The organism is Xanthomonas sp. NCPPB 1826, assembly GCF_056725285.1.
In genome coordinates this window covers 2,628,143-2,651,033 of record NZ_CM161521.1, presented here as the reverse complement: position 1 = coordinate 2,651,033, position 22,891 = coordinate 2,628,143, and the positions used below count along the sequence as shown (strand labels likewise).

12 protein-coding genes and 2 pseudogenes are annotated in these 22,891 nt (G+C 66.2%); 2 read left to right on the top strand and 12 right to left on the bottom strand.

Annotated elements, in window-relative coordinates; all coding sequences use genetic code 11:
- Window positions 1-6: 6 nt before the first annotated feature.
- The 4 genes from AC1PLA_RS11210 to AC1PLA_RS11195 are packed head-to-tail and all read right to left on the bottom strand — an operon-like array spanning window position 7 to window position 4,265.
- Entirely contained in the window at window positions 7-1,248 is a 1,242-nt protein-coding gene (locus AC1PLA_RS11210) for an ABC transporter permease (protein WP_102251971.1), read from the bottom strand.
- A 38-nt stretch (window positions 1,249-1,286) separates the two neighbouring features.
- Window positions 1,287-2,513 carry an ABC transporter permease gene (locus tag AC1PLA_RS11205; RefSeq protein ID WP_102251970.1) on the bottom strand — a complete coding sequence of 409 codons (1,227 nt, stop codon included), beginning with the start codon at window positions 2,511-2,513 and terminating at the stop codon, window positions 1,287-1,289.
- Window positions 2,510-3,190, bottom strand: coding sequence for an ABC transporter ATP-binding protein (locus AC1PLA_RS11200; RefSeq protein WP_102251969.1), 681 nt, complete (start codon window positions 3,188-3,190; stop codon window positions 2,510-2,512). The genes AC1PLA_RS11205 and AC1PLA_RS11200 overlap by 4 nt, the downstream gene beginning before the upstream one ends.
- Window positions 3,183-4,265 carry an efflux RND transporter periplasmic adaptor subunit gene (locus tag AC1PLA_RS11195; protein ID WP_180968715.1) on the bottom strand — a complete coding sequence of 361 codons (1,083 nt, stop codon included), beginning with the start codon at window positions 4,263-4,265 and terminating at the stop codon, window positions 3,183-3,185. Before AC1PLA_RS11195 ends, AC1PLA_RS11200 begins: the two co-directional genes overlap by 8 nt.
- 621 nt (window positions 4,266-4,886) lie before the next feature.
- On the opposite strand from AC1PLA_RS11195, the gene AC1PLA_RS11190 reads away from it, so the two are divergent.
- Together AC1PLA_RS11190 and asnB are read left to right on the top strand one after the other, a co-directional pair.
- Window positions 4,887-6,587 carry an ATP-binding cassette domain-containing protein gene (locus AC1PLA_RS11190; RefSeq protein WP_102251967.1) on the top strand — a complete coding sequence of 567 codons (1,701 nt, stop codon included), beginning with the start codon at window positions 4,887-4,889 and terminating at the stop codon, window positions 6,585-6,587.
- A 131-nt stretch (window positions 6,588-6,718) separates the two neighbouring features.
- Window positions 6,719-8,551, top strand: a complete 1,833-nt coding sequence (gene asnB, locus AC1PLA_RS11185) for an asparagine synthase (glutamine-hydrolyzing) (protein ID WP_104573350.1) — start codon at window positions 6,719-6,721, stop codon at window positions 8,549-8,551.
- A gap of 30 nt (window positions 8,552-8,581) precedes the next feature.
- Here the strand turns inward: asnB and AC1PLA_RS11180 are convergent, their stop codons facing one another.
- The 8 genes and pseudogenes from AC1PLA_RS11180 to AC1PLA_RS11145 form a co-directional block, all read right to left on the bottom strand.
- The gene (locus AC1PLA_RS11180; protein ID WP_102251965.1) at window positions 8,582-9,112 is read right to left on the bottom strand and encodes a nuclear transport factor 2 family protein; all 531 of its coding nucleotides are present in this window, start codon (window positions 9,110-9,112) and stop codon (window positions 8,582-8,584) included.
- A gap of 45 nt (window positions 9,113-9,157) precedes the next feature.
- Entirely contained in the window at window positions 9,158-10,207 is a 1,050-nt protein-coding gene (locus AC1PLA_RS11175) for a cupin-like domain-containing protein (protein WP_180968714.1), read from the bottom strand.
- A gap of 167 nt (window positions 10,208-10,374) precedes the next feature.
- Complete coding sequence (locus AC1PLA_RS11170) at window positions 10,375-14,280, bottom strand: amino acid adenylation domain-containing protein (RefSeq protein WP_481104552.1); 3,906 nt, start codon at window positions 14,278-14,280, stop codon at window positions 10,375-10,377.
- Between the two features lie 220 nt (window positions 14,281-14,500).
- Window positions 14,501-15,079, bottom strand: coding sequence for an MbtH family protein (locus AC1PLA_RS11165; RefSeq protein WP_102252990.1), 579 nt, complete (start codon window positions 15,077-15,079; stop codon window positions 14,501-14,503).
- A gap of 145 nt (window positions 15,080-15,224) precedes the next feature.
- Window positions 15,225-16,835, bottom strand: coding sequence for a carbamoyltransferase C-terminal domain-containing protein (locus AC1PLA_RS11160; RefSeq protein WP_102252991.1), 1,611 nt, complete (start codon window positions 16,833-16,835; stop codon window positions 15,225-15,227).
- Window positions 16,836-16,841: 6 nt separating this feature from the next.
- Complete coding sequence (locus tag AC1PLA_RS11155) at window positions 16,842-18,776, bottom strand: amino acid adenylation domain-containing protein (protein ID WP_374151391.1); 1,935 nt, start codon at window positions 18,774-18,776, stop codon at window positions 16,842-16,844.
- Window positions 18,769-21,414 (bottom strand): annotated as a pseudogene (locus tag AC1PLA_RS11150) (condensation domain-containing protein); the annotation flags it as partial. The gene AC1PLA_RS11155 and the pseudogene AC1PLA_RS11150, both read right to left, overlap by 8 nt.
- Before the next feature lie 63 nt (window positions 21,415-21,477).
- Window positions 21,478-22,641 (bottom strand): annotated as a pseudogene (locus AC1PLA_RS11145) (amino acid adenylation domain-containing protein); the annotation flags it as partial.
- Window positions 22,642-22,891: the final 250 nt, after the last annotated feature.

The window sequence follows — 22,891 nt, the reverse complement described above, 5'->3', positions numbered from 1 at the left end:
CTGATATCAGATGCCGTCGGCGCGTAGCGCTTCGACGGGTGCGAGTTGGGAGGCACGCAGCGCAGGCAGCACGCCGAATACGAAACCGATGGCGATGGCGATCAGCAGCGGATTGATCACCACCGCAGGCTGCACGCTAACTGGCCACTCCGTCCAGCGACCGAGCACGAACACGGCCAGGGCGCCCAGCGCCACGCCCATGCACCCGCCGATCACGCTCAACAGGCAGGCCTCGGTCGCAATCATCGCGGCGATGTCGCGTTTCTTGGCGCCCAGCGCACGTCGCAATCCGATTTCCGACTTGCGCTGGGTCACGTTGAAGTAGGTGACCGTGAAGATGCCCACGCCACCGAGTATCAGCAGCGTGGCCGCCAGGAATTGCCCGATTCTGCCGATCAGCGCGTTGCTGACCCGGGTGGCTTCGTTCTGCCTGACCAGCCCCAGGATCTCGAAATTGTCCTCGCCGTTGGCCCGCATCCCACGCGACCTGCGCAGGATCTGCGCAGTCGCCGCTTCCACCGCGGGCATCTGCTGCCAGTCGCGCGTCTGCACCAGCAGATGCGACAGGCTTTCGACGTTGTACAGTCGCCTGAGAGAGGTCTGCAGCGGCACGAATACGTTGGTGTCCTCGCTCTTGCCGTCCGGCCCCAGCCCCTTTTCGCGCAACTCCCCGATCACCATGAACGGCACGCCGGCCACGATCAACATGTCGCCGACCAGGGAGCCCCCGGCGCGCACCGAGCGGGCGACGCCCGCGCCGACCACCGCGACCCGCTCCATGCGGCGGTCGTCGAGATCGTCGATCAGCCGGCCTTCGCCGAGCTTCCATTTCCTGGCCTGGAAGTATTGCTCGGTCACGCCGAGCACGGTGGTGGGAAAGCTTTTTCGGGTGTTCTTCACCACTACGCTGTTGCGCTGCAGTACGGGCAGCACGCGCTGCACGCCGGCAACTTCGTAGCCGATTGCATCTGCGTCGGCGAGAGTGAGCTTGGCATCGGCGACGGCACCGGACCGGGCGATGCTCGACCGCCCGGTCTGGACCATGAACATGTTCTTGCCGACCACCTCGGTCAGCGCTTGCAAGCGGCGCTGGGTACCCGCGCTGGAGGCCATGATCATCATCACCGCGGCGCTGCCCATGGCGATGGCGAAGATCGCCAGCAGCGAGCGCAACCCCGACACGCGCAAGGCAATGAACAGGATCGTTGCTTGCAGGCGCAATCGCTGTAGGAAAACCGACGCGGCCATCCAGTGGTGCTCCTATGGGCAGAGTGAGCCGCTCGTGTTCATTTCTGACGTAGAGCGATCACCGGATCCAGTCTTGCGGCCCGCCTGGCGACCAGCAGGGTGCTCAGCGCGGCGGTGGCGACGGCGGCGGCGACCAGGGCCAGGATCACCAGGAACGGGGTTTTGTGCATCACCAGCCCAAATTTTTCCAGCAGCATCGACGCGGTGGCCAGAACGATGATCTTGGCCAGCAACAATCCGGCCAACGAAGCCGTCACCGCCACCAGCACCGCTTCGATCAGCAACTGCCACTGTACGTCGCTGCTGCGCGCGCCGATCGCCTTTCTCAGGCCGATCTCGGCGGTGCGCGCCTTGATGCTCATCACCATGACCATGGCGATCACCACGCCCGACAGCGCGAAGCCGATGGCCGCCGCAAGCGCGACGAATGTCTTGATGGTGAAGAACGAATCGTCCAGGCGATGCTGGATATCGACCGGTGTCACGATGGGAAACGGATCGCCGGCAGCCGGATCGTAGGGATGGAGTTCTTGCAGCACCTCGGAAATCCGCCGCGCCGCCTCCTTCATGCGCGCTGGATCGGACAGCACGAACGTGACGCTGGTAACCGAATCGATTTTTTCGACCTGATCCATCAGCGTGGTGTACGGCAACTGGATAAAATCGTCCTGATCGTTGCCATGAGGATCCAGGCCGATGGTTTCCAGCACGCCCTTGACTTTGAACGAAATACCGTCGATGGAGATCTGCTGGCCGACCGGCGATTCATTCGGAAACAACGTCGTTGCGACCGAAGATCCCAGCAAGGCGACGCGGGCGCGGCCGGAGACCTCGGATTGGGTGAAGTACTCACCCGCGTCCACGTCGCGGTTGCGGATGTGCTGGGCGCGTTCGGAATTGCCGGTGATCAAGGCCATGGTCGCGTTCGGGCCGACCCTGACCACGCGTTGTCCGCTGAACACCAACGGGTCCCAGTCCTGGATCTCCTTGACCGTGGCCAGGATCGAATCGATGTCCTTGATGGTCAGCCGCAAACCTTCGGCATCCCAGGTCTCGTTGCCGGACTGCGGGGTCAGCACGATCGCATCGGTCGGATAAATCCGGCTGAAATAAACGGTGAACCGGTCGCGCGTGTTGACCAGCGCCAGCGCGATCAGCGTGGTCGCGCAGACGCTGATCACGATGCCGATCGACATCAGCATGGTTTGCAGACGAAAGCGCAGCAGCCGGGTCAGCGACATGCGCAACAGCAGGCTGGCGTTCACGCCTGCACCCCCTGGGCGTCGTCGACGATGACCCCGCCGCTGATGGTGATGACCCGGTCCGCGCGCCTGGCGACCTCCGGATCGTGGGTGACCAGAACGATGGTGGTGCCGCGGTCGTGCTGCTTGCGGAACTCGTTCATGATGTCGTCCGACGCCACCTTGTCCAGGTTGCCGGTGGGCTCGTCGGCCAGCAGGATTTTGGGCTCGTTCACCAACGCGCGCGCGATCGCCACGCGTTGCTGCTGGCCGCCGGACAATTCGCTCGCGTAGTGGCTCATGCGGTCCGACAGGCCTACCGCGGCCAGCGCCGCTTCGCCGAGGCTTTTGAAATCCTTGCGGTTGGCGTACAGCAGCGGCAGCTGTACGTTCTCCAGCGCGGTCGTCCTCGGCAGCAAATGGTAGCTTTGAAACACGAAGCCGATGAAGCCGTTGCGCAGCGAGGCGAGCTCGTTGTCCGACAGCCCCTGCACCGCGCGCCCGTTGAGCAGGTACTGGCCCGCATCGGGCCGGTCGAGCAGGCCGATCAGGTTCATCAGGGTGCTCTTGCCCGAGCCGGACGGACCCACGATCGCGATGAACTCGCCCTTGCTGATCGTCAGCGACAATCGATCGACGGCGCTGACGGGCGCCTCGCCGTTCTTGCGGTAGATCTTGCTGACGTCCTTGAGCTCAATCATCTGCCCCGCCTCCGTATTCCGCGACCCACAGCTGGCCATCCACGAGGACGGTCTGGCCGGCGCCGACACCGGAACTGATTTCGACCTGCTGCGAATTGCCCGCACCAGTGCGGACCCTGGTCTTGGTCCAGCCCTCTCCGTCGCGGACCAGAACGTAGCTGCTGCCGCCCTGCCGGATCACGGCGCTGCGCGGCACCAGCACGATACCACCCTTGGAGCGCAGCACGAAGTTGACCCGCGCAGTCATTTCCGGCCGCAGCGACAACTCCTTCTTGTCGAGTATCTCGACGATGACGATGTAGTTGACCACGCTGTTGACAAGCTCGGCCTTGGGCAGGATCGCTCTTACCACGCCCTTCTGCACTTCCGATGCGAACGCGTCGACGGTGAAGGTGACCTCCTGCCCGGTACGGATCTGGCCGATGCTGCTTTCGTCGATATTGCACTCGATCTGCAGGCGCTGAAGATCGACGATGGTGACGAAGGTCGGGGCCGAGAAGCTGGCAGCCACCGTTTCGCCTTGATAGGTACTGACCGATTCGATCATCCCCGAAATCGGCGCGGTGATGGTCGCGTAGCCCAATTCGATGCGCGCCTGGCGCAATTCCGCCTGCGCCCGCCTGACCGTGGACGCGCGCACCTGCGCATCGCGACGAAACCCGTCGACCTGGTTGCGCGAGATATCGCTGATCTGGGAAAAACGCTGCAACTGCACCTGGGCATACGCGTGCTCGGCATTGGCGGTGGCCAGGTCTTCCTCGAGCGCGTCGATGCGCGCGCGCATCTGGCTGGTGTTGATGACGGCGAGGACGTCGCCCTGCCTGACCATGTCGCCCACATTGACGCGCAACTGTTCGACGATGCCGGAGATCTGCGAGCCGACCTTGACCTGTCCGCCGACGTCGGGTTTGATCGCACCGATGGCGATGATCGAATCTTCCAGCGTGCCGCGCTTAGTCACCAGCGTGGCCCATCGGCGCTGGTTCTGCTCTTGCGGGGGGCGGCTAAAAACGAAAGCTGCGATCGTCGCGATGGCGACGATCAGCAAGGCAAGAACCACGTAACGCTTGGTCATAGGGCACGCTTGCAGCGAAGCAGATCCATGCATGGCGAGGCGAATACCGCCCAGCGCAGGCCGCTTATTGCGAATGCGGCGACCGGCGTCCCCTCATGCGGGGTAGTGGTTGTCCGTATATCCCATCGCCCGATCATATGCATTCGAAAGCGGGCTTGCAAGCGCAGTTTGGAGCTCTAAAAATGCACATCCGTGCAGCTTCGGCGGGCGCTGCGACGGCGCAGAGCGAGTACCGCATTCGCTTCGCATGCCGCGTGCAGTGATCGCGGGGCGGCGTCGCTTTGCGTCGTCGCAGTCGGACGCTAGCGTTTTCGAGCGCCCTCTCGCTGCCTGGATTGCAGTATATTGAGGCCGCGCTTACCACTGCCGCCGATCGCGAGCGGCCCCACGCAAGATCATCGGACGAACTGCGAAGGTGAAGGAGCTGGCCTGGTGACTGAAGCCGCTGCGACAGATGTCCCGCGAGATGCGTCCTGTGAGCCGTTCGTGCTCGCCGCGCTCGACCCATGTCCGCGCGTGTATGCGAACCAGCCCGGGATGCGCACCGGTTCGGCTGCGTCGGATGTAATGCAGTGGCCAAGCTGCCATTGCCTTGCCTAACTTCCTGAGGGACACCACGGCATGCGTATCGTTGCATTGATGTGGCGTCAGTCGGCACCACTGTTCCTGTTGTGCATACTGAGCGATGCAGTCAACGCGGTCAGCAACCTCGGGCTAATCCTGCTGGTGTCCAAAGCCTTGCGCAATCCGTCCAACGTGGCCCTGCTGTGGCCGCAGTTCGTGTTGCTGATCGCGCTGGTGATCGCGACCACGCTGCTGTCGTCGGCCGCGGTCAACCGCCTGGTGAGCGGTTGCACGCTGACGATGCGTCAGGATCTACTGCAGGCGATTTTTCGCACCCCATTGAGGATGCTGGAAGAGATCGGGCCGCCGCGCTGGCTGACCACGCTCGGCGAAGACGTCGGCCAGGTCGGCGTGGCGATGCCGGGCCTGATCGGCGTGCTGCGCAACTTCGTGTTCCTCACCGTCGCGCTCGGCTACCTGGGCTGGATGTCGCCGATCGCGCTGGTGCTGGTGGTCGCCGCGACCGCCGTCAGTATCGTCACCCATCACGTGTGCTGGCGGTATGCCTCGCGGATTCTGGAACTGCTGGGCAAGCAGCGCGAGATCGCCTCCGGCATCGGCCGGGATCTCGCCGACGGACTCAAGCAGCTCAAACTGAGCAGACGCCAGCGCGATCAGATGACCCGCTCGGCGTCGCAGAACCAGCAGCGCATCAACGCCTTGCAGCAGCGCTCGGCGCTGATCTTCAGTCTGTCCGGCTCCCTGCACACGGTGTGGATCTTCAGCCTGCCGCTGCTGATGATCTACGGCACCTCGATCGGCCTGCTCGGGCCGGAAATCGGCTATACCGCGCCATTGCTGATGTTTTTCGTGCTTACCCCGCTGATCGCGGTGATGCAGGGATTCCAGACCAACGCGCAGGCGACGTTCGCGCTGAACCGGATCCGCGACCTCACCGGCTTGCTGGAACGAGAGCTGGAGACGCACGCCGAAGGCGGCGCCGACGCAGCCGGCGACAAGCCGGCAATCCAGCGGATCGAAGCGCGCTCGCTGAGCTATACCTATCAGAAGGATGGCGAGCCCACCCTGGTCATCGGTCCGATCGACATCACCCTGCACGCCGGCGAATCGCTGTTCATCGCCGGCGGCAACGGCAGCGGCAAGACCACGGCCGGAAAGATGCTGTGCGGCCTGTACGTGCCAGGCGCCGGCAGCCTGATCGTGGACGGCGTGGAGATCGACGAATCCAACCGCCACCTGTATCGCGCCAACGTCTCCGCCCTGTTCAGCGACTTTTCGCTGTTCCATTCGCTGTCGGGCAGCGACTACGACCGCCAGGTCACCGACACCTCCCTGGACATGTTCGGCCGGACCCGGCTCTCCCACCTTCAGCTGTCGCGCGAGAGTCTGCTGGCGCAGGCCGCGCACTTCTCCACCGGCGAGCGACGCCGCGTCGCCCTGCTGCTGCTGTTGATGGAGAAGAACCAGATCATCCTGTTCGACGAATTCGCCGCTGAGCAGGACGCCGAGCATAAAGCCTGGTTCTACGACGAACTGCTTCCCTGGCTCAAGCAGGCGGGCAAGATCGTCATTGCGATCACCCACGATTTGCGCTTCCTGGACCGCGCCGACGTCAGCATGGTGTTCGATCGCGGCAACCCGCCAGTTTGCCAGCGCGCCGGCGATCGTACCGCCGCCTTCGCCCCGGCCGATCCGGCCGCAAGCGCCGCGCCGTTGCGTGCGCCGGCGCCGTTGTGACGCGCCGCATCGCGCAACGCCATCCCGGCCGCGTGTGCGCGGGGCCGGGACGGACCACGTACCGCCCGAGTGGCGCGCCGGCGATCCATCCAACGGCTTGAACCCACCGATCCGACGGCGGTAACGACTCCATGTGCGGAATTGCAGGCTTCCTGGATTTTCACGGCGCGGCGCAACCCGCGCACGAGCGCGCGTCGATCCTGCACAGCATGGGCCTGCAGCTGGCGCGCCGCGGGCCGGATGAGGAAACCCGTTACTGCGACGACAGGCTGTCACTGGTGTTCCGCCGCCTGTCGATCGTCGACGTGGCTGGCGGCGCGCAGCCGTTCTGGAACCAGGAGCGCAGCATCGTGGCCGTGGTCAACGGCGAAATCTACAATCACCGCGAGCTGCGCGCACAGCTCGGCGACCGCCATGTGTTCCGCAGCCATTCGGACTGCGAGATCGTCGTCCACCTATACCAGGAATTCGGTGTCGAGGCCTTCGCCCGCCTCAACGGCATCTTCGCTCTGTGCATCTGGGACATCGGGCAACGCAAGCTGGTGCTCGCGCGCGACCATCTCGGGGTCAAGCCGATGTTCTATTGCGACGGCCCGGATACGTTCCTGTTCGGATCCGAAATCAAGGCGCTGCGCGCCCATCCGCAGTGCTCGCCGGAACTGGACTGGAGCGATCTCCACCTTGGCGGCCCGCGCGACGGCATGCACGATCCACGCTATGCGCTGCGCCTGCCGAGCTACGTGGAGGGCGTCGACGTCCTGCCGGGCGGCCATTATCTGACGGTGCATGACGGCCGGTGCTCGCGGCCGCAGGCTTACTGGCGCATCGAAGACACCGAGATAGAAGCGGCGGCCAGCCCGCAACAGCTGTGCGAACGCTATGCGGACCTGCTCGAAGCCTCGGTCCATGCCCAGTTGATGAGCGACGTGCCGGTCGGCATCTTCCTCAGCGGCGGCCTGGACTCGTGCACGATCGCCGCCATCGCCAGGCGCTATCGCCCGGACATCCATTGCCTGAACATCGTCGAGGAGACGGTCGAAGCCTCCGGCGATGCCGATGCGGCTCGCAGCCTGGCCGCGCACGCCGGCCTGCGTTTTTCGCAGGTGCGCTTTCGCGCCGATCATTTCCTCGCCGAACAACCGCTCGGCCTGGAGGAACTGGAGTATTTCGTCTGGATGATGGATACGCCGTTCCTGGACCCGGAAATCTTCTTCAAGCACGAGGCGCATCGCTTCCTGAAGACGCAGCGGCCCGAGCTCAAGGTGGTGCTGCTGGGCCAGGGCGCCGACGAGTTCGCCGGCGGTTATTCCAACAGTTACGCAGCCCCGCATGTCTCGTGGGATGGCTACTTGAAGGCGCAGCGCGTGGCCGCGTTCGCGCCGCCCTATCGCGACTGGATCGACCGCGACAACGTGCGCGATCGCGAGCGGCTGTCGTACCGTCCGCTCATGCGCTCGTTCGTGTGCTCACTGCAGCGATACAACCTGTGGCACGAGGATCGCACCAGCGCCGCCCAGGGGGTCGAGTCGCGAGTGCCGTTTCTGGATCCGCGCCTGGTGGAGTTCCTGTGGTCGATCCCGGAATCGGCGCATGCGCAGCTGTTCTGGGACAAGCAAATCGTGCGCAAGGCAGCGTCACGCTGGATGCCCGAGCGGTTTTGCCAGAGACCGAAAGTGCCGTTTTTCCAGGGTAACGACACCTCGTCGATCACGCGGATGTTTTTCGTATTGTTTCGCAACGCGTGGCCGTCGTTCGTCGAGAAGTACGTCGACGTTGCCGACAGCCTGTTCGACACCAGGGCGGCGGCGCAGTTGGCGCAGCAGGCGGCCACGGACCCGGCCGCGCTCATCGGTCTGTTCCGGCTGATGGCGTTGGCGATCTTCGAGCGCCAAGGCAGCCGCACCGCCCAGACGCATTACCCCGGCTTCATGACCGCGCCCTCGCCACTGCACGCGGACGCTTGAGCGTGCCGCGACCGGCGTGCGGGCAATCGCTCAGCCGCCATGCAGCCACTTTTGCAGGGAGTGTGGCGCGGCCGGCGGTGCCGGCGCGGTGGTCGCCTGCCACAGCACGATCTGCCATTTGTTGGCGCGGTGCGCCCACACCCGGGTGGTCACCACATCGACCTGGCCCTTCCAGCCACCGAATTCTCCGGCCACTTTTTCCGGACCGCTGACGACGGCAAAATCGCCGTACATCCGTGTCACCATGGTCTTGTTGACGTAGCTCGAATACACGCGATCCTTGGTCACCAGCACCAGGTACGCGCTCTTGTTCATGCGCGCGCCGTCGGAGCCTACATAGATCACGTCCTCGGCGATGACCGAGTCCAGGAAGACCAGGTCCTTCTTCACGAACGCCGTCGCCAGCCGGGCTTCCAGCTCCCGGATGACGGCGTTGTCGGCGGCCGCCGCAGCTGGTGCGGCTGGCGCGGCCGGCTGCGCGCAAACGCCCACGGTGGTCGCAAGCAGCCCGCCGAAACAGCAGGCGACGGCCATTGCGCGGGTGACGGATCCGATGCTCATTGCGCTCTCCTGTGTTCGATGGTGAATGCGTTTGGGAATGTGCGATCAGGCGCGGAACGAATAGCTGAGCGAAACGACTTTGTCCTCGGCGAACACGCAATGGAACCAGCCCAGCGGATTGACCAGGATCTCGCCAGGTCCGAGCCGTACCTGCAGGGCGCGCGCGTTCGCATACAGCGGATACCGCGCGTGGTCGGCGGCGGACGGATCGACGCGACAGGGTTGGCTGTTGGTGTAGGCGATCGAGGGATACAGGAATTCGCCCTGGTCGGGCGGGAACATCAGCACGCGCTTGTAACCGTACAGTTGCGCCAGCAATCCGTGCAGATCGTCGCGATGCAGCAACGTCACCGGCCGCGTCCCCGCCCCGCCCTGCCCCATCCACAATTGCGCGATCGCGGGCGGCCCGTGGCGATCGAAGAATGGCGGCGCGAAGGCCTGCTGCAGCGCGGCCGGGATCTGGCAGCCATGGGTGTAGATGTCCTCCGCCCCGCTGCCGTCCAACGCACGCACCAGGTCCGAGATATCGCGTTGCTGGACGATGCGCGGATCGATGGTCAGTGCGCAATGCCCAAACCGCTCGGCAAACTCCTGCAGGCTGCGCGGCAGTGGCCAGGCGTCCAGCGCGCCTTCCACCACCACCGGACGCTGCTCTGCCAGGCAGGCCAGCACTTGTTCGGTCGATGGCCGATACAGGCGCTCGATCGCTGCGACCGGTGCGCGCGAGCCGCTGATGCGGGTGGCCTCCTGGAATCTCGCCACGGTCGCCGCGGACGGGCGGCGCAGCAGCAGGCCGAGCGAAAACGCCAGGCTCAGGTCGCCCTGCACCTGCATCTGCTGAGCGAACGTCGGCGAACGGAACTCGATCGATTCGGGGCTGTCGAGCACGAAATTGGCGATCGCCGACGTCATGCGCACGGTACTGGACGGATTGGGATGCGCACCGTCGCCATAGGCGATGCCGTCGGCGTCCGCCACGACATGGAACTGCTCACCTGCCTGGCCGTCGATCTCGAACGCGCACACGCCCCGCTGGCCACTGGCGTGATAGGCGTCGTGCAGGCGCTCGAACATCCTGGGGCCGAAAGTGTCCATGCTCGAACTCCTTGTCGCGTCGGTTCGTCGGTAGCCTAGCGCGCGTGATGTACTTCGAGGTGCGTGCGGAGCGTCCTGTGGTGCGTCGAGACAAGGCATGCGTTGCGGCCCAGGCTGGTGGCCGGGGCAACGCGCGCAACGCAGTATCGGCGCGCACGGAACGCTTCCTAAGACGCGCGGGCCGGCGGCCGGAGTGCCGCGGCCAGCACCTGCGCGACTGCTGCGGCCCGCGCAGGTGCCATGATCGTCCAGTGATCGGCGTCCATTTCCGTCAGTGTCACGTCCTCGCCCAGGCGCCGAGCGTGAGCCCGCGCCTGCGACGTGTCCATCGACGCGGAAGCGAAGACGTACTGGATCGGGGAATTGATCGCGTTCGGCATATGCGTTGTTCCTGCCTGCAGCAGTCGGCGACGTAGGGCGATGATAGCCCAGTCCGGCGCGGCGTCCGAATGCGTTTCATCCGCTGCCACGGCTTCGGATGGCGGTCGCAGGTGCCTTAGCAGTTGGTCGTCGGCCTGGTCCGGCCATGATTCGGTATCCAGCAGCGCGCAGTCCACCATGCCGACGACGTCGACGGTATGCCCCGCCGATTCGAGCTGAAAGGCCATTTCCTGCGCGATCAGCCCGCCCAGGGACCAGCCGGCCAAGCGATAAGGGCCTTGAACCTGGATCCCGCGCACCGCGCGCAGGTACAGCTCGGCGATTGCGCCGATCGAGGTTTGCGCAGCCGCGTCATCGCTGCGTGCTTGCAAGCCGTAGACGCAGCAGCCTTGCGGCAGCGCTTGCGCCAGAGGCACGCAGGCGGCGACATCGCCGCTGATGTCGTGGATCAGGAACATGTTCTGTTCGTGCGAGCCTTCGCGCATGTGCACCACGCAAGGCGGCAAGGCAAGAACGGGCACTGCGGTCACGCGCGCGGCCAGCGCGGCGAGCGTGGGGTTTTCAAACACTACGGTCAAGGCGATGTCGATGCCTTGGTGGCGCGCTCGTTCGACCAGGCGCATCGCCAGCAACGAGTGGCCGCCCAGTTCGAAGAAATGGTCATGGCGACCGACGTGCGGCAGTTGCAGCAGGTCTTGCCAGATCAGCGCCAGCGCCTGTTCGCGCTCGCCGCGTGGCGGTACGTAGGTTTGCAGCGGCAGCGCGTCTGCGTCCGGCGCCGGCAATGCCTTGCGGTCGAGCTTGCCGTTCGGAGTCAACGGCATCGCCGGCAGCAGCACCAGCGCCGCCGGCAGCATCGGTGTGGGCAAGTGTGCGCGCAGGTGCTGGCGCAGTGCGTCCAGGTCGGGGGATTGCGCGCCCGCGCCGGTCACGTAGCCCACCAGCCGCGCGTGTGCGCCCGTGCCGTGCAGCACCACCGCCGCTTCGCGGACCTGCGGCCAGTCGCGCAGGCACGCTTCGATCTCGCCCAGTTCGATGCGATGGCCGCGCAGCTTCACCTGGCTGTCGTTGCGGCCCAGGTAGTCGAGCGTGCCGTCGGCGCGCCAACGGCCCAGGTCACCGGTGCGGTACAGCCGTGCGCCCGGCGTCGGCCCATGGGTGTCGACCACGAAGCGCTCGGCGGTCAGGCCTGCGCGCGCTTCGTAGCCGCGCGCGACGGCGATGCCGCCGATGTAGAGTTCGCCCGGCACGCCGATCGGGACCGGTGCGCCATGCGTGTCCAGCACGTAGATCCGCACGTTCGCGATCGGGGCGCCGATCGGCACCTCGCCCGCTGGCGGCAGGTGCGCGCAGGCGTAGGCGGTCACGTCCACCGCCGCTTCGGTCGGACCGTACAGGTTGTGCAGGCCCACCTGCGGCCACCGCGCGGCGAATCGCTGCGCCAGCTCGCGCGACAAGGCTTCGCCGCTGCAGAACACCCGTGTCAACGATGCGCAAGTCGAACTTGCGTCGACCGCTTCCACGAAGGCATCCAGCATCGAGGGCACGAAGTGCAGCGTGTCGATGCCTTCGCGCTCGATGAGCGCATGCAGATAGCCTGGATCGCGATGCCCGCCCGGCCGCGCAAACACCAGCCGGGCGCCGGCCAGCAGCGGCCAGAAGAACTCCCATACCGACACGTCGAAACTGCACGGGGTCTTCTGCAGGACGCTCTGGCCGGGTTGCAACGCATAGGCGTCCTGCATCCAGCGCAGCCGGTTGACCACGCCGCGGTGCGCGTTCATCACTCCCTTCGGCCGGCCGGTCGAACCGGAGGTGTAGATCACGTAGGCCAGCTGCGCGTTCGTCAGTCCGGGTACCGCGAGGGCGGCACCGGACAACTGCGCCCAGGTGTGCGGCTGGTCCAGCCACACCTGCTGCGCGGCGCCGACCAACTGCGCCGGCACCGGCGTGCGCTGGGTCTGCAGCACCACCGTCGGCCGGCTGTCGTGCAACATCTCGGCCAGGCGCTGCGGCGGCGCGTCCGGGTCCAGCGGCACATAGGCGCCGCCAGCCTTGAGCGTGGCCAGCAATGCCAGCAACAACGGTACCCCGCGCTCCACGCTCACCGCCACGCGGTGCTCCGGGCCGACCCCGCAGGCGCGCAGATGCCGGGCCAGCCGATTGGCACGCCGGTCCAGTGCGGCGTAGCTGACCTGCTCATTGGCATCGACCGCGGCGATCGCATCGGGCGTGCGCGCCACCTGCGCTTCGAACAGCGTGTGCACCAATCCGTCAGCACAGGCGCGGTCGGTGGCGTTGAAGTCCTGCACCACCTGCCGCCGCGATGCGGCATCGAGCAGGCTCAACGTGGCGAGCGGACGCTGCGGATCCTCGACGATCTGCCGCAGCACGTGCGCGTACGCAGCGGCCCAACGCGCGATCGTGTCCGCATCGAACAGGTCGCTCGCGTAGTTCAGCGTGCCCAGGATGCGATCGCCCGACTCTCCCAGCGTCAACGTCACGTCGAACTGTGCGGTATCGCCGGGCATGGCCAACGGCTGCACGGACAGCCCCGGCAGGCCCAGATGCGCCTTGGGTACGCTTTGCCAGACGAACGCCGCCTGGAACAGCGGTGTATGTGCGAGGCTACGCGGTGGCTTCAAGGCTTCGACCACGTATTCGAACGGCACGTCGGCGTGTTGCTGCGCCTGCAGCACGCGCTCGCCCGCATGCCGAAGCAGCTCGCCGATACTCGCATCCGCGTCGATATCGATGCGCAGCACCAGCACGTTGACGAAGAACCCGATCAGACCTTCCAGCTCCTTGCGAAAGCGGTTTGCGGTGGGACTGCCGATCAACACGCAGGACTGACGGCTCAAGCGCGACAGCAGCACGCTCCAGCCAGCCAGCAACGTCGTAAACATCGACACGCCATGAGCCCGGCTGCACGCCTTGAGTGCAATGACCAGTTGTGGATCCAGCTCGATGCCGACGCTGCCGCCGCGATAACTCTGGATCGGCGGCCGTGGCCGATCGCCGGGCAGCTCGGTCGTCGCCGGCGCATCGGCCAGTGCCCGTCGCCAATACGCCAACTGCTGTTCCAGCCGCGCCCCCTCGAGCCTCTCTCGCTGCCACTCGGCGTGGTCGGCGAACTGGATGCGCAAGGGAGGCAACGGATTGTCCTGGTGCCGCGACAGCGCGTAATAGAGCGCGCCGAGCTCGTTAGTCAGGATGCCCATCGACCACGCATCGGAGACGATGTGATGCATGGTGATGAGCAGCACGTGCTCGTCCGCGCTCAGTCGGATCAAGCAGCCACGCACCAGCGGGCCGCGCTCCAGATCGAAGGCTTGCGTCGTCTCGTGCCCGACGATATCGCGCAAGCGCTCGCCGGCGTCTTTCACGCCGCTCAGGTCGTGCTGGCGAACGCTCGCGTGCGCCGCGGCGCTTATCGACTGATAAGCATCGCCATCGATCTGGCGGAAGGTGGTGCGCAGGGTCTCATGCCGCTGAACGATCAGATCCAGCGCATCGAGCAATGCACGACGATCCAGCGCGCCGCGCAAGCGCAGCCCGCCGTGGATGTAGTAGGCGCGATCGGCCCCCTTCAGGCGTGAAAGAAACCAGAGCCGTTGCTGCGCCAACGACGCCCGCAATGGCCTGTTGCGGTCGGCGATCGCGATCGGCTCGATGGGCTGGTGATCGTTCAATCACCTGGCCTTGCGCCGATCGAGAAACGCCGGACCGACCGCTGCATCGGCATGCGCCGACATCCGGCTTGAATCCACCCTGCGACGATCGCCTTCGCCCACGCAGTCGTGCGTACCGACGACAACGCAAGCACCCGCCATGCCGATGCGCGGCAAAGCGCGCCCGCCCTCAGAATTCATGATCGCACTCTCGCGCTATGCCCGGGGAGCGGGCTTCGGCTCAGCCAAGCAGTTGCAGATGACCCGTGCCTTTTAGCGTGGCCAGATCCAGCCGCGCGTTGCAGCGGACATGGGCGCCGTCGAGCGTGAGCGTGCCGGCCAGACTGACTTCGCCCGAGCCGGCCTCGAAGTCCGCTTTGCTCGTGTCGGTGTTGGCCGGGTCGATACGGATGCCGAGCTCGGTGCCGCCCTGAGTGTTGGGAAAGACGACGTGCACGTAGCCGCGATCGATCGACCGGCGCAGGACGCTGGCGCTGGTTTCCGGACGGGAGATGAAATGCACCGGATGCTCGCCGTCGGCCAGCCGCTGGTACAGCGGCACGGGTTCGTCATCGACGGGCACCTCGGTTTCGGCGACGGGAGGATTGCGCGCCATCTCCTCCATATGCTGTCGCAGGCTGAGCGGACGCATGTCGGTCCAGACCTGTTCGATGTACGCCAGGCACTCCGCCTTGCTGCCTTGCTTGCCGGCGTCGCGCCAGCCCGCGGGCAACTCCCTGGTCGCAGGCCAGATCGAATACTGTTCTTCGTGATTGACTACCACACGGTAGGTGGTCTGATCGTCATCGATGTCGGACATGGAATTCCTCTTTCCCCATTCGTCAACAGCGTTAGCAGTTGGTTAGCGCCACGATTGGCCGCTGCCGGAGTGCCCCATCTTTGCAAGCACTTTTATCAGATCGGCAGCGTTCTGATCAAGTGTCGTTGTTGCATCGTCGTGGTTATTACCCGGTGCGTCGCGGACGCACGATGCGGCCTGGAAACACCAACGCATCGAGTCCGTTGTTCAGCATGCACGCGATGGCATCGTCCGGCGTCTCCACGATGGGCTCCGTCTTGCCGTTGAATGACGTATTCAGCACCAACGGAATACCGGTCAGGCGGTGGAATGCGCAAATGAGCCGGTGGTACGAGGGATTGTCGGCGGCATCCACGCTCTGGAAACGGGTGGTGCCGTCGACATGGGTGATCGCCGGTACGCCGGGCTTGCGCACCGGCGCGACCCGAAGCATGAACGGGCTCTCCTCAATGCCGAACCACTCCATCGCATGCTCGCGCAGGATCGAAGGCGCGAACGGTCGGAACATCTCGCGCTGCTTGATCGTGCGGTTGAGGTAGTCCTTTATGTCCGCACGCCTGGGATCGGCGAGGATCGAGCGATTGCCCAATGCGCGTGGCCCGATTTCGCTGGCGCCCTGGAACCAGCCGATCACCCGCCCGTCGGCGATCATCTGCGCCGCGACCGGCGCGTGATCCTCGTGCGATTCGACCTGGACCGAGGCCGCGTAGCGGTCGAGTGCGTCTGGAATCAGATGGTCGTAGCTGCGGCGCGAGTACATCGCATCGCGGTTACTGCGCGCGATGCGCGGCTGCTGCATGAAGATGTGCCAGGAAATCAGCGCCGCGCCGATCGGCGTGCCGTCATCGCCGCAGGCCGGATACAGGTACATGTCCCGAAAACGCGAGCGCTCGAAGCAGCGCTGGTTGGCCACCGAGTTGAGCGCGGTGCCGCCGGACAGGCAGAGATTGGGCTCGATGCCGTGCGCTACGCAGGTCTCGTACAACTCGTCGAACAGACGCGAGAGCTCGTACTCCAGCAAGGCCTGGGCATGGAAGGCCACGGTCGCGTTGAGCGGTTTGCCGTCGGCGGCGGCCACTTCGATGGCATCGTCGCGGGTCTGTTCCAGCAGGCGCGCATGGGCCTTCTGGTAATGCATGCCGAGCAACTCGGCGTAGTCGATCTCGCGTTCGTCGGCGCCGTAAGGAGCCAAGCCCATCAACTTGCCCGCACCGATGAGGCCGGTTCCGAACAGTCCGGCGGCCACCCGGTCGTAGACGCGCGGCGCGACCAGATGCCGATACGACGGCACCGGCGCCTGCTGCATGCCGCGCATGAAAAAGGCGTGCGCGCCGATCGGATCGCAGGCCAGGGATACCGCGGATTCGAACGGCGAATAGAAATAAGCCGCGGCCGAGTGCATGACGTGATGGGAGGAATGGTGCATCACCGCGCATGGCAGGTGGGTGCCCATCAGATTGATCGTGCTGTAGCTGCCGTCGATCCAGAACTCGGGCCAGGTGTCCTTGAAGTTGGTGCCGTGCAGCTGCACCACCTCGGGCGAATCCATGTTGTTGAGATTGAGCAGCAGCACCTGGTCGATGTCGCGCAACTGCAGTTGCGCCTGGTCGAGCAGGTTTTCGATGTCGCTGGCACGCACGCCCGGATGCTTTTTCTTCCTGGAAAAGCGTTCGGTCGCCACGTAGCCGGCGACATGGCCGTCCTTCAGCACTACCGCCGCTCCGTCATGATTGAAGTTGATCGACAGTATGTTCATGGCCGTTTATCGCAAGGTCTGGACGGCATCGGATCCGGTGCTCGCCAGCACCGACAGCTCGTCGGCGATGTCGCGCAGCGACGGATTTCGGAACAGGAATTCGAGCCCCGGCCGATGGCCGAAGCGCTCTTCCAGGGAATTGGCGATGCGGATCATGCCGACCGAGTCCGCGCCAAGATCGAGCAGGCGTTGATCGAAACCGCAGTCGTCGACGACCAGCACGTCGGCGACGATCGTGGCGATCGCGGCGAGGGTGTCGTCGCGTCCCTCAGATGCGGATGGCGACATGATCGGGGTATCGACGACGCCGTGTACTTGCAGGGCTTCACGGTCGATCCGGCCGAAGTCGTCGAGCGGCAACTGTTCCAGCACGACGATCCGGGCCGGATGCAGGTGTTGCGGCAGCTTTTGCATGGCGTGGGCGAACAAGGCGTTGCCCGGCTCCGGCGTGTTTGCTTCGACCAGCACGACGAACGCAGTGAGTTGTTGGTCGCCGCGCGCGGTGCGCTGCGCCACCGCCGCCGCCTGCGCCACCGCTGCATGCTGCAGCATCGCCGCCTCGATCTCGCCCGGTTCGATCCGGTGACCGTGCAGCTTGATCTGAAGGTCTTCGCGGCCCAGCAGTTCCATGCAGCCGTCCGGACGGTAGCGCGCCAGATCGCCGGTGCGGTACAGCCGCTCGCCGGTGCGGGGGTGCGAGACGAAACTCGCCGCCGTGCGCTCCTGGTCGCGCCAGTACCCCAGCGCCAGGCCGTCGCCGGCGATGTACAGGCTGCCGCGCGCCCATACCGGGCACAGCTGCCAGGCGTCGTTCAACACGTACAAGCGCTGGTTCTTCATCGGCCGGCCGTACGGAATGCTGGTCCAGGCCGGATCGACTGCCTCGATCGGATACAGCACCGACCAGATCGCCGCCTCGGTCGCACCGCCCAGGCTGACCACCGCGCAGCCCGGCGCCAGCGACCGGATCGCCTGCGGCAGCGTCAGCCCGATCCAGTCGCCGCTGAGCATGGCCAGGCGCAGGCTGGTCACGCCCGCGCCGTGCGCGCGCACGCCGACACGGCGGCCGTAGTCCACCAGCAGATCCAGCAACGCCGGCACGCTGTTCCAGAGCGTCACCGCATGCGCGGCGATCAGCGACCACCACTGCGACGGATCGCGTTCGCCCTCGGCCGTCGGCAGCACCAAGCAGGCACCGACCGCCAGGGTGCCGAACACGTCGTACACCGACAGGTCGAAACTCATCGACGACAGACCCAGCACCCGGTCGGCCGCGGTCACGCCGAAACGTTCGTTGACGTCGCGCACGGTATTCAGCGCGGCGCGGTGGGTGATCATCACTCCCTTCGGCCGGCCGGTCGATCCGGAGGTGTAGATCACGTAGGCCAGGTCGTCCGGTTGCGCCGGCTCGCCGGCTGTGGCGGGCAGCGCAGCCGGCACGCGGCCGCGCTGCTGGTCCACGCAGATCGTGTGCAGGCCCGGCGGCGCACGCCAGTACTGCAGTACCCGTGCTTGGGTCAGCACCACGGTGGCCTGTGCTTCGTCCAGCAGTTGTTGCAGGCGCTCGGCCGGCCACCGCGCGTCCAGCGGCAGGTAGGCCGCGCCGGACAGCACCACCCCCAGCACCGCGGCCACTTGCTCCCAGCCCTTCTCCATCACCACCGCGACCAGGCCGTTGCGGCGCGCGCCGGCTGCGCGCAGTTGCGCGCTCAGGTGCTGGGCCAGCCCGTGCAGTTCGGCGTAGCTGAGCCGGGTAGCGCCGCAGCGCACCGCATCGGCCTGCGGCGTCGCCCGTGCCTGCAGCACGAAATCGGTATGCAGCAGATCGTCGCTGCGCGGCGCATCGGTGCGGTTCAGTGCGGTGATCAGCGCACGCTGTTCGGGCGGGAACAGCCGGCTGGCGGGAATTTCCGCGCATGCGGGCGTTGCGGTCTCAGACATCCCATGCCCCTTCGTCACTGCACAACGCATCCAGCAATTGCCCATAGGCGGCGAACATGTCGCCCATCAGGTCTTCGGGCAGGAGCTCGGCGTCGTAGTCCCAGGTGTAGGACAGCGCCCCCGCCACTTCGGTGACCTGATGATCAAGCAGCACCTGCGAGGTCTGCGAGATGCTGTGGCCGATGCTGCCACTGAGCACCGGCCCGGCGTCGCCAGGCGCGGCGATCACTTTCTCCCCTGCCCCCTCGCCGACACCGGCACCGATCGTGCTGGTGAACACGACCGGAAAGGCTGCCGCGCCGATGTGCCGTTGCAGACGGTTGCGCTCGCGCTGCACTTCGATGCCGTCGAACAGTGCGTTGTCCATGTCGCGCCAGATCTGCCGTTGCACGGTTTGCGCGGCGGTTTCGAACCTGGATGCGCCGACATCGACCAGCAACGGGATCATGGTGGTGAAATCGCCGACGATCTCGTCGATGTCGGGATGCAGCGCGAGGCGACCGAACGTGGTCATGCCCAGGGTGAAGCACGCGGCTCCCGACCACAGCGCCAGGATCCGCCCGAACGCGGCGCACAGCAGGCTCGAGGGGCTGAGTTCACTGCGCGCCCCCCTCTGCCGCAGCGCTTCCCAGCGATCGGCTTCGAACCGGGCCGACAAGCGCAGGAACGTGTGCGCGCCGGTACCGGCGCGTCCACGCCGTGGCAGTTCGGGCGCCGGCGGCAACTGCTGCAAGCGCTCCATCCAGTAGCGCTTGGCGCGCGCATAGCGCGGCGACTCGCGTAGCCGGCGCGCGGCCAGGATGTAGTCCCGGAAAGAGAAGTCGACCGTGCGCGCCTGGTAATTTTCCGCGTGCTGGTAGAAGCCGAGAAAGTCGCGATGCAACAGTTGCAGGCTGTAGGCGTCCGCCAGCAGCAGGTCGATGCTCAGGTGCAGGCGGCAATGTCCGTCCAGTTGCTGGACGAAGATCTCGAACAGCGGCCAGGTATCGGTGGCTAGCACCTGGTGCGACATGCGCGCGCGGGTCTGCGCCAGCGAGCGATCGGCGTCGGCGGCGCTCAGGCCGCGCAGGTCGCGGTAGCCAGCCTCGTACGCCGGCACCTCCTGCAGGATGCGCTGGTAGCCATCGGCAGAAAACACCACGCGCAGCATGTCGTGACGGGCGATCAGCAGTTGCATCGCCCGCTGCATGCGCGCCACATCCAGTTCGGCAATATCCACTTCCATGTAGGCATGGGTGCTGACGCTGCCCAGGTGGATGGAATCGCGGCGCCCTACCCAATAGGCCTGCTGCACCGCCGACAGCGGGAACGGTTGGTACCGGTTGACCGGATCGGCGACCGCCGGCTGCCAGACCTCGGCGTTGTGGTCCGCGTCCTGTCTGAGCTTGTCGATCAACGCTGCCAGTCCAGCAGGGGTCGCATCTTCGAAGAAGTCGGCGAGCGGAACGCTCAGGCCGAACAGGTTCTGTACCCGGCTGATCAACTTAATCGCCAGCATCGAGTTGCCGCCGGATTCCAGGAAGTTTTCCTGCACCCCGACCCGGCTGCGCCCCAGCACCTGTGCGCACAGTTCGGCCAGGATCGCCGCGGACGGTGCCGCTGCCGCTGCCGGGGGGGCCGACGCTGCCCGCGCCGCGCCGCTGGCCGGCTGCACGTCGCGCAAGGCGCCGCGGTCGATCTTGCCGTTGGCGTTCAACGGCAGGGCCTCCATCGCCACGAACGCCGCCGGCACCAGCGCGGCGGGCAGTTTCGCTTTGAGCATCGCCTTGAGCGCTGCGAACGTGGCCTCGGCCGACGTCTCGACGGTGGCAGCTTGCCTGGACCGTCCAAAGGCCTTTGCGTCTTCGATCGCGCCGTGGACCGGATCTTCTTCGCGATCGACCGGTCCGCCGAGCAGCGCGTGCATCAGCACGTGCTGCTCGTCGACGGCCAGGCGATCGCGCATCGCCGGAAACGTTACCCCGCCGATCTGGCACAGGCCGACGCCGTGATCGGCGGCGCCGTTTTCCAGGATCTGGGTGACCAGGCCGGCCTCGATGGCTGCGTAACGCCCACCTGCCTCGCCGTACAGTTCGCTCATCGCCGCCATGCTGGCGACCAGCAACAGCGCGAACGCGCAGTCGTCGAACAGCGCGGCGTTCTCCTCGCCGATGTCCTCGGCGCGCAGTGCGTTGCCATCCGGCAATGTGCGCAGGTCGTGATTACGCGGGTTGTAGTAGTAGTAACCCGGCTCCAGCCCGGCGATCCGCCCGGGCTTTGCATACAGGTACACCTGGATCGGATAGAGGTTTCCGGCCGAGCCGTACTGGTACTTGGGGAACATCAGCAGCGAGTGCCGGAGTTGGGCGATGCCGGACAACATCAGGCCGAGATCGCGCGCGGGCATGGCGTCGGGCAGGAAACGCCGCCGGCTGCGGCGCCTGAGCAGCGTGGCGACATCATCCTGCACGCGGTCCAGCGCAATCGCGGGCATGCCGGCCTTGCTCAGGTCCTTCCTGACGTTGGGCTGGCTGGTGCGGATCTCGAGCTTCTTGAGGTAATCGCTGGCGGGCGCGGCCGCGGCCATTCGGTCGGCCGGCTGGCTGGCGAGCACGACGAACGCAGTGAGTTGTTGGTCGCCGCGCGCGGTGCGCTGCGCCACCACCGCCGCCTGCGCCACCGCTGCATGCTGCAGCATCGCCGCCTCGATCTCGCCCGGTTCGATCCGGTGACCGTGCAGCTTGATCTGCAGGTCTTCGCGGCCCAGCAGTTCCACGCAGCCGTCCGGACGGTAGCGCGCCAGATCGCCGGTGCGGTACAGCCGCTCGCCGGTGCGGGGGTGCGAGACGAAACTCGCCGCCGTGCGCTCCTGGTCGCGCCAGTACCCCAGCGCCAGGCCGTCGCCGGCGATGTACAGGCTGCCGCGCGCCCATACCGGGCACAGCTGCCAGGCGTCGTTCAACACGTACAAGCGCTGGTTCTTCATCGGCCGGCCGTACGGAATGCTGGTCCAGGCCGGATCGACTGCCTCGATCGGATACAGCACCGACCAGATCGCCGCCTCGGTCGCACCGCCCAGGCTGACCACCGCGCAGCCCGGCGCCAGCGACCGGATCGCCTGCGGCAGCGTCAGCCCGATCCAGTCGCCGCTGAGCATGGCCAGGCGCAGGCTGGTCACGCCCGCGCCGTGCGCGCGCACGCCGACACGGCGGCCGTAGTCCACCAGCAGATCCAGCAACGCCGGCACGCTGTTCCAGAGCGTCACCGCATGCGCGGCGATCAGCGACCACCACTGCGACGGATCGCGTTCGCCCTCGGCCGTCGGCAGCACCAAGCAGGCACCGACCGCCAGGGTGCCGAACACGTCGTACACCGACAGGTCGAAACTCATCGACGACAGACCCAGCACCCGGTCGGCCGCGGTCACGCCGAAACGTTCGTTGACGTCGCGCACGGTATTCAGCGCGGCGCGGTGGGTGATCATCACTCCCTTCGGCCGGCCGGTCGATCCGGAGGTGTAGATCACGTAGGCCAGGTCGTCCGGTTGCGCCGGCTCGCCGGCTGTGGCGGGCAGCGCAGCCGGCACGCGGCCGCGCTGCTGGTCCACGCAGATCGTGTGCAGGCCCGGCGGCGCACGCCAGTACTGCAGTACCCGTGCTTGGGTCAGCACCACGGTGGCCTGTGCTTCGTCCAGCAGTTGTTGCAGGCGCTCGGCCGGCCACCGCGCGTCCAGCGGCAGGTAGGCCGCGCCGGACAGCACCACCCCCAGCACCGCGGCCACTTGCTCCCAGCCCTTCTCCATCACCACCGCGACCAGGCCGTTGCGGCGCGCGCCGGCTGCGCGCAGTTGCGCGCTCAGGTGCTGGGCCAGCCCGTGCAGTTCGGCGTAGCTGAGCCGGGTAGCGCCGCAGCGCACCGCATCGGCCTGCGGCGTCGCCCGTGCCTGCAGCACGAAATCGGTATGCAGCAGACCATCGCTGCACGGCGGATCCGCCGCCTCGATCCGCTGGTACGGAATTTCCAGACTGTCGCCCGCGTTCCAATCCTTGTCGGCCATTGCGCGCAGGTAGCCAACGTAGGCATCGAACATGTCGTCGGCCAGGCCTTCGGGGAATACGCCGTCGGGCACGTCCCAC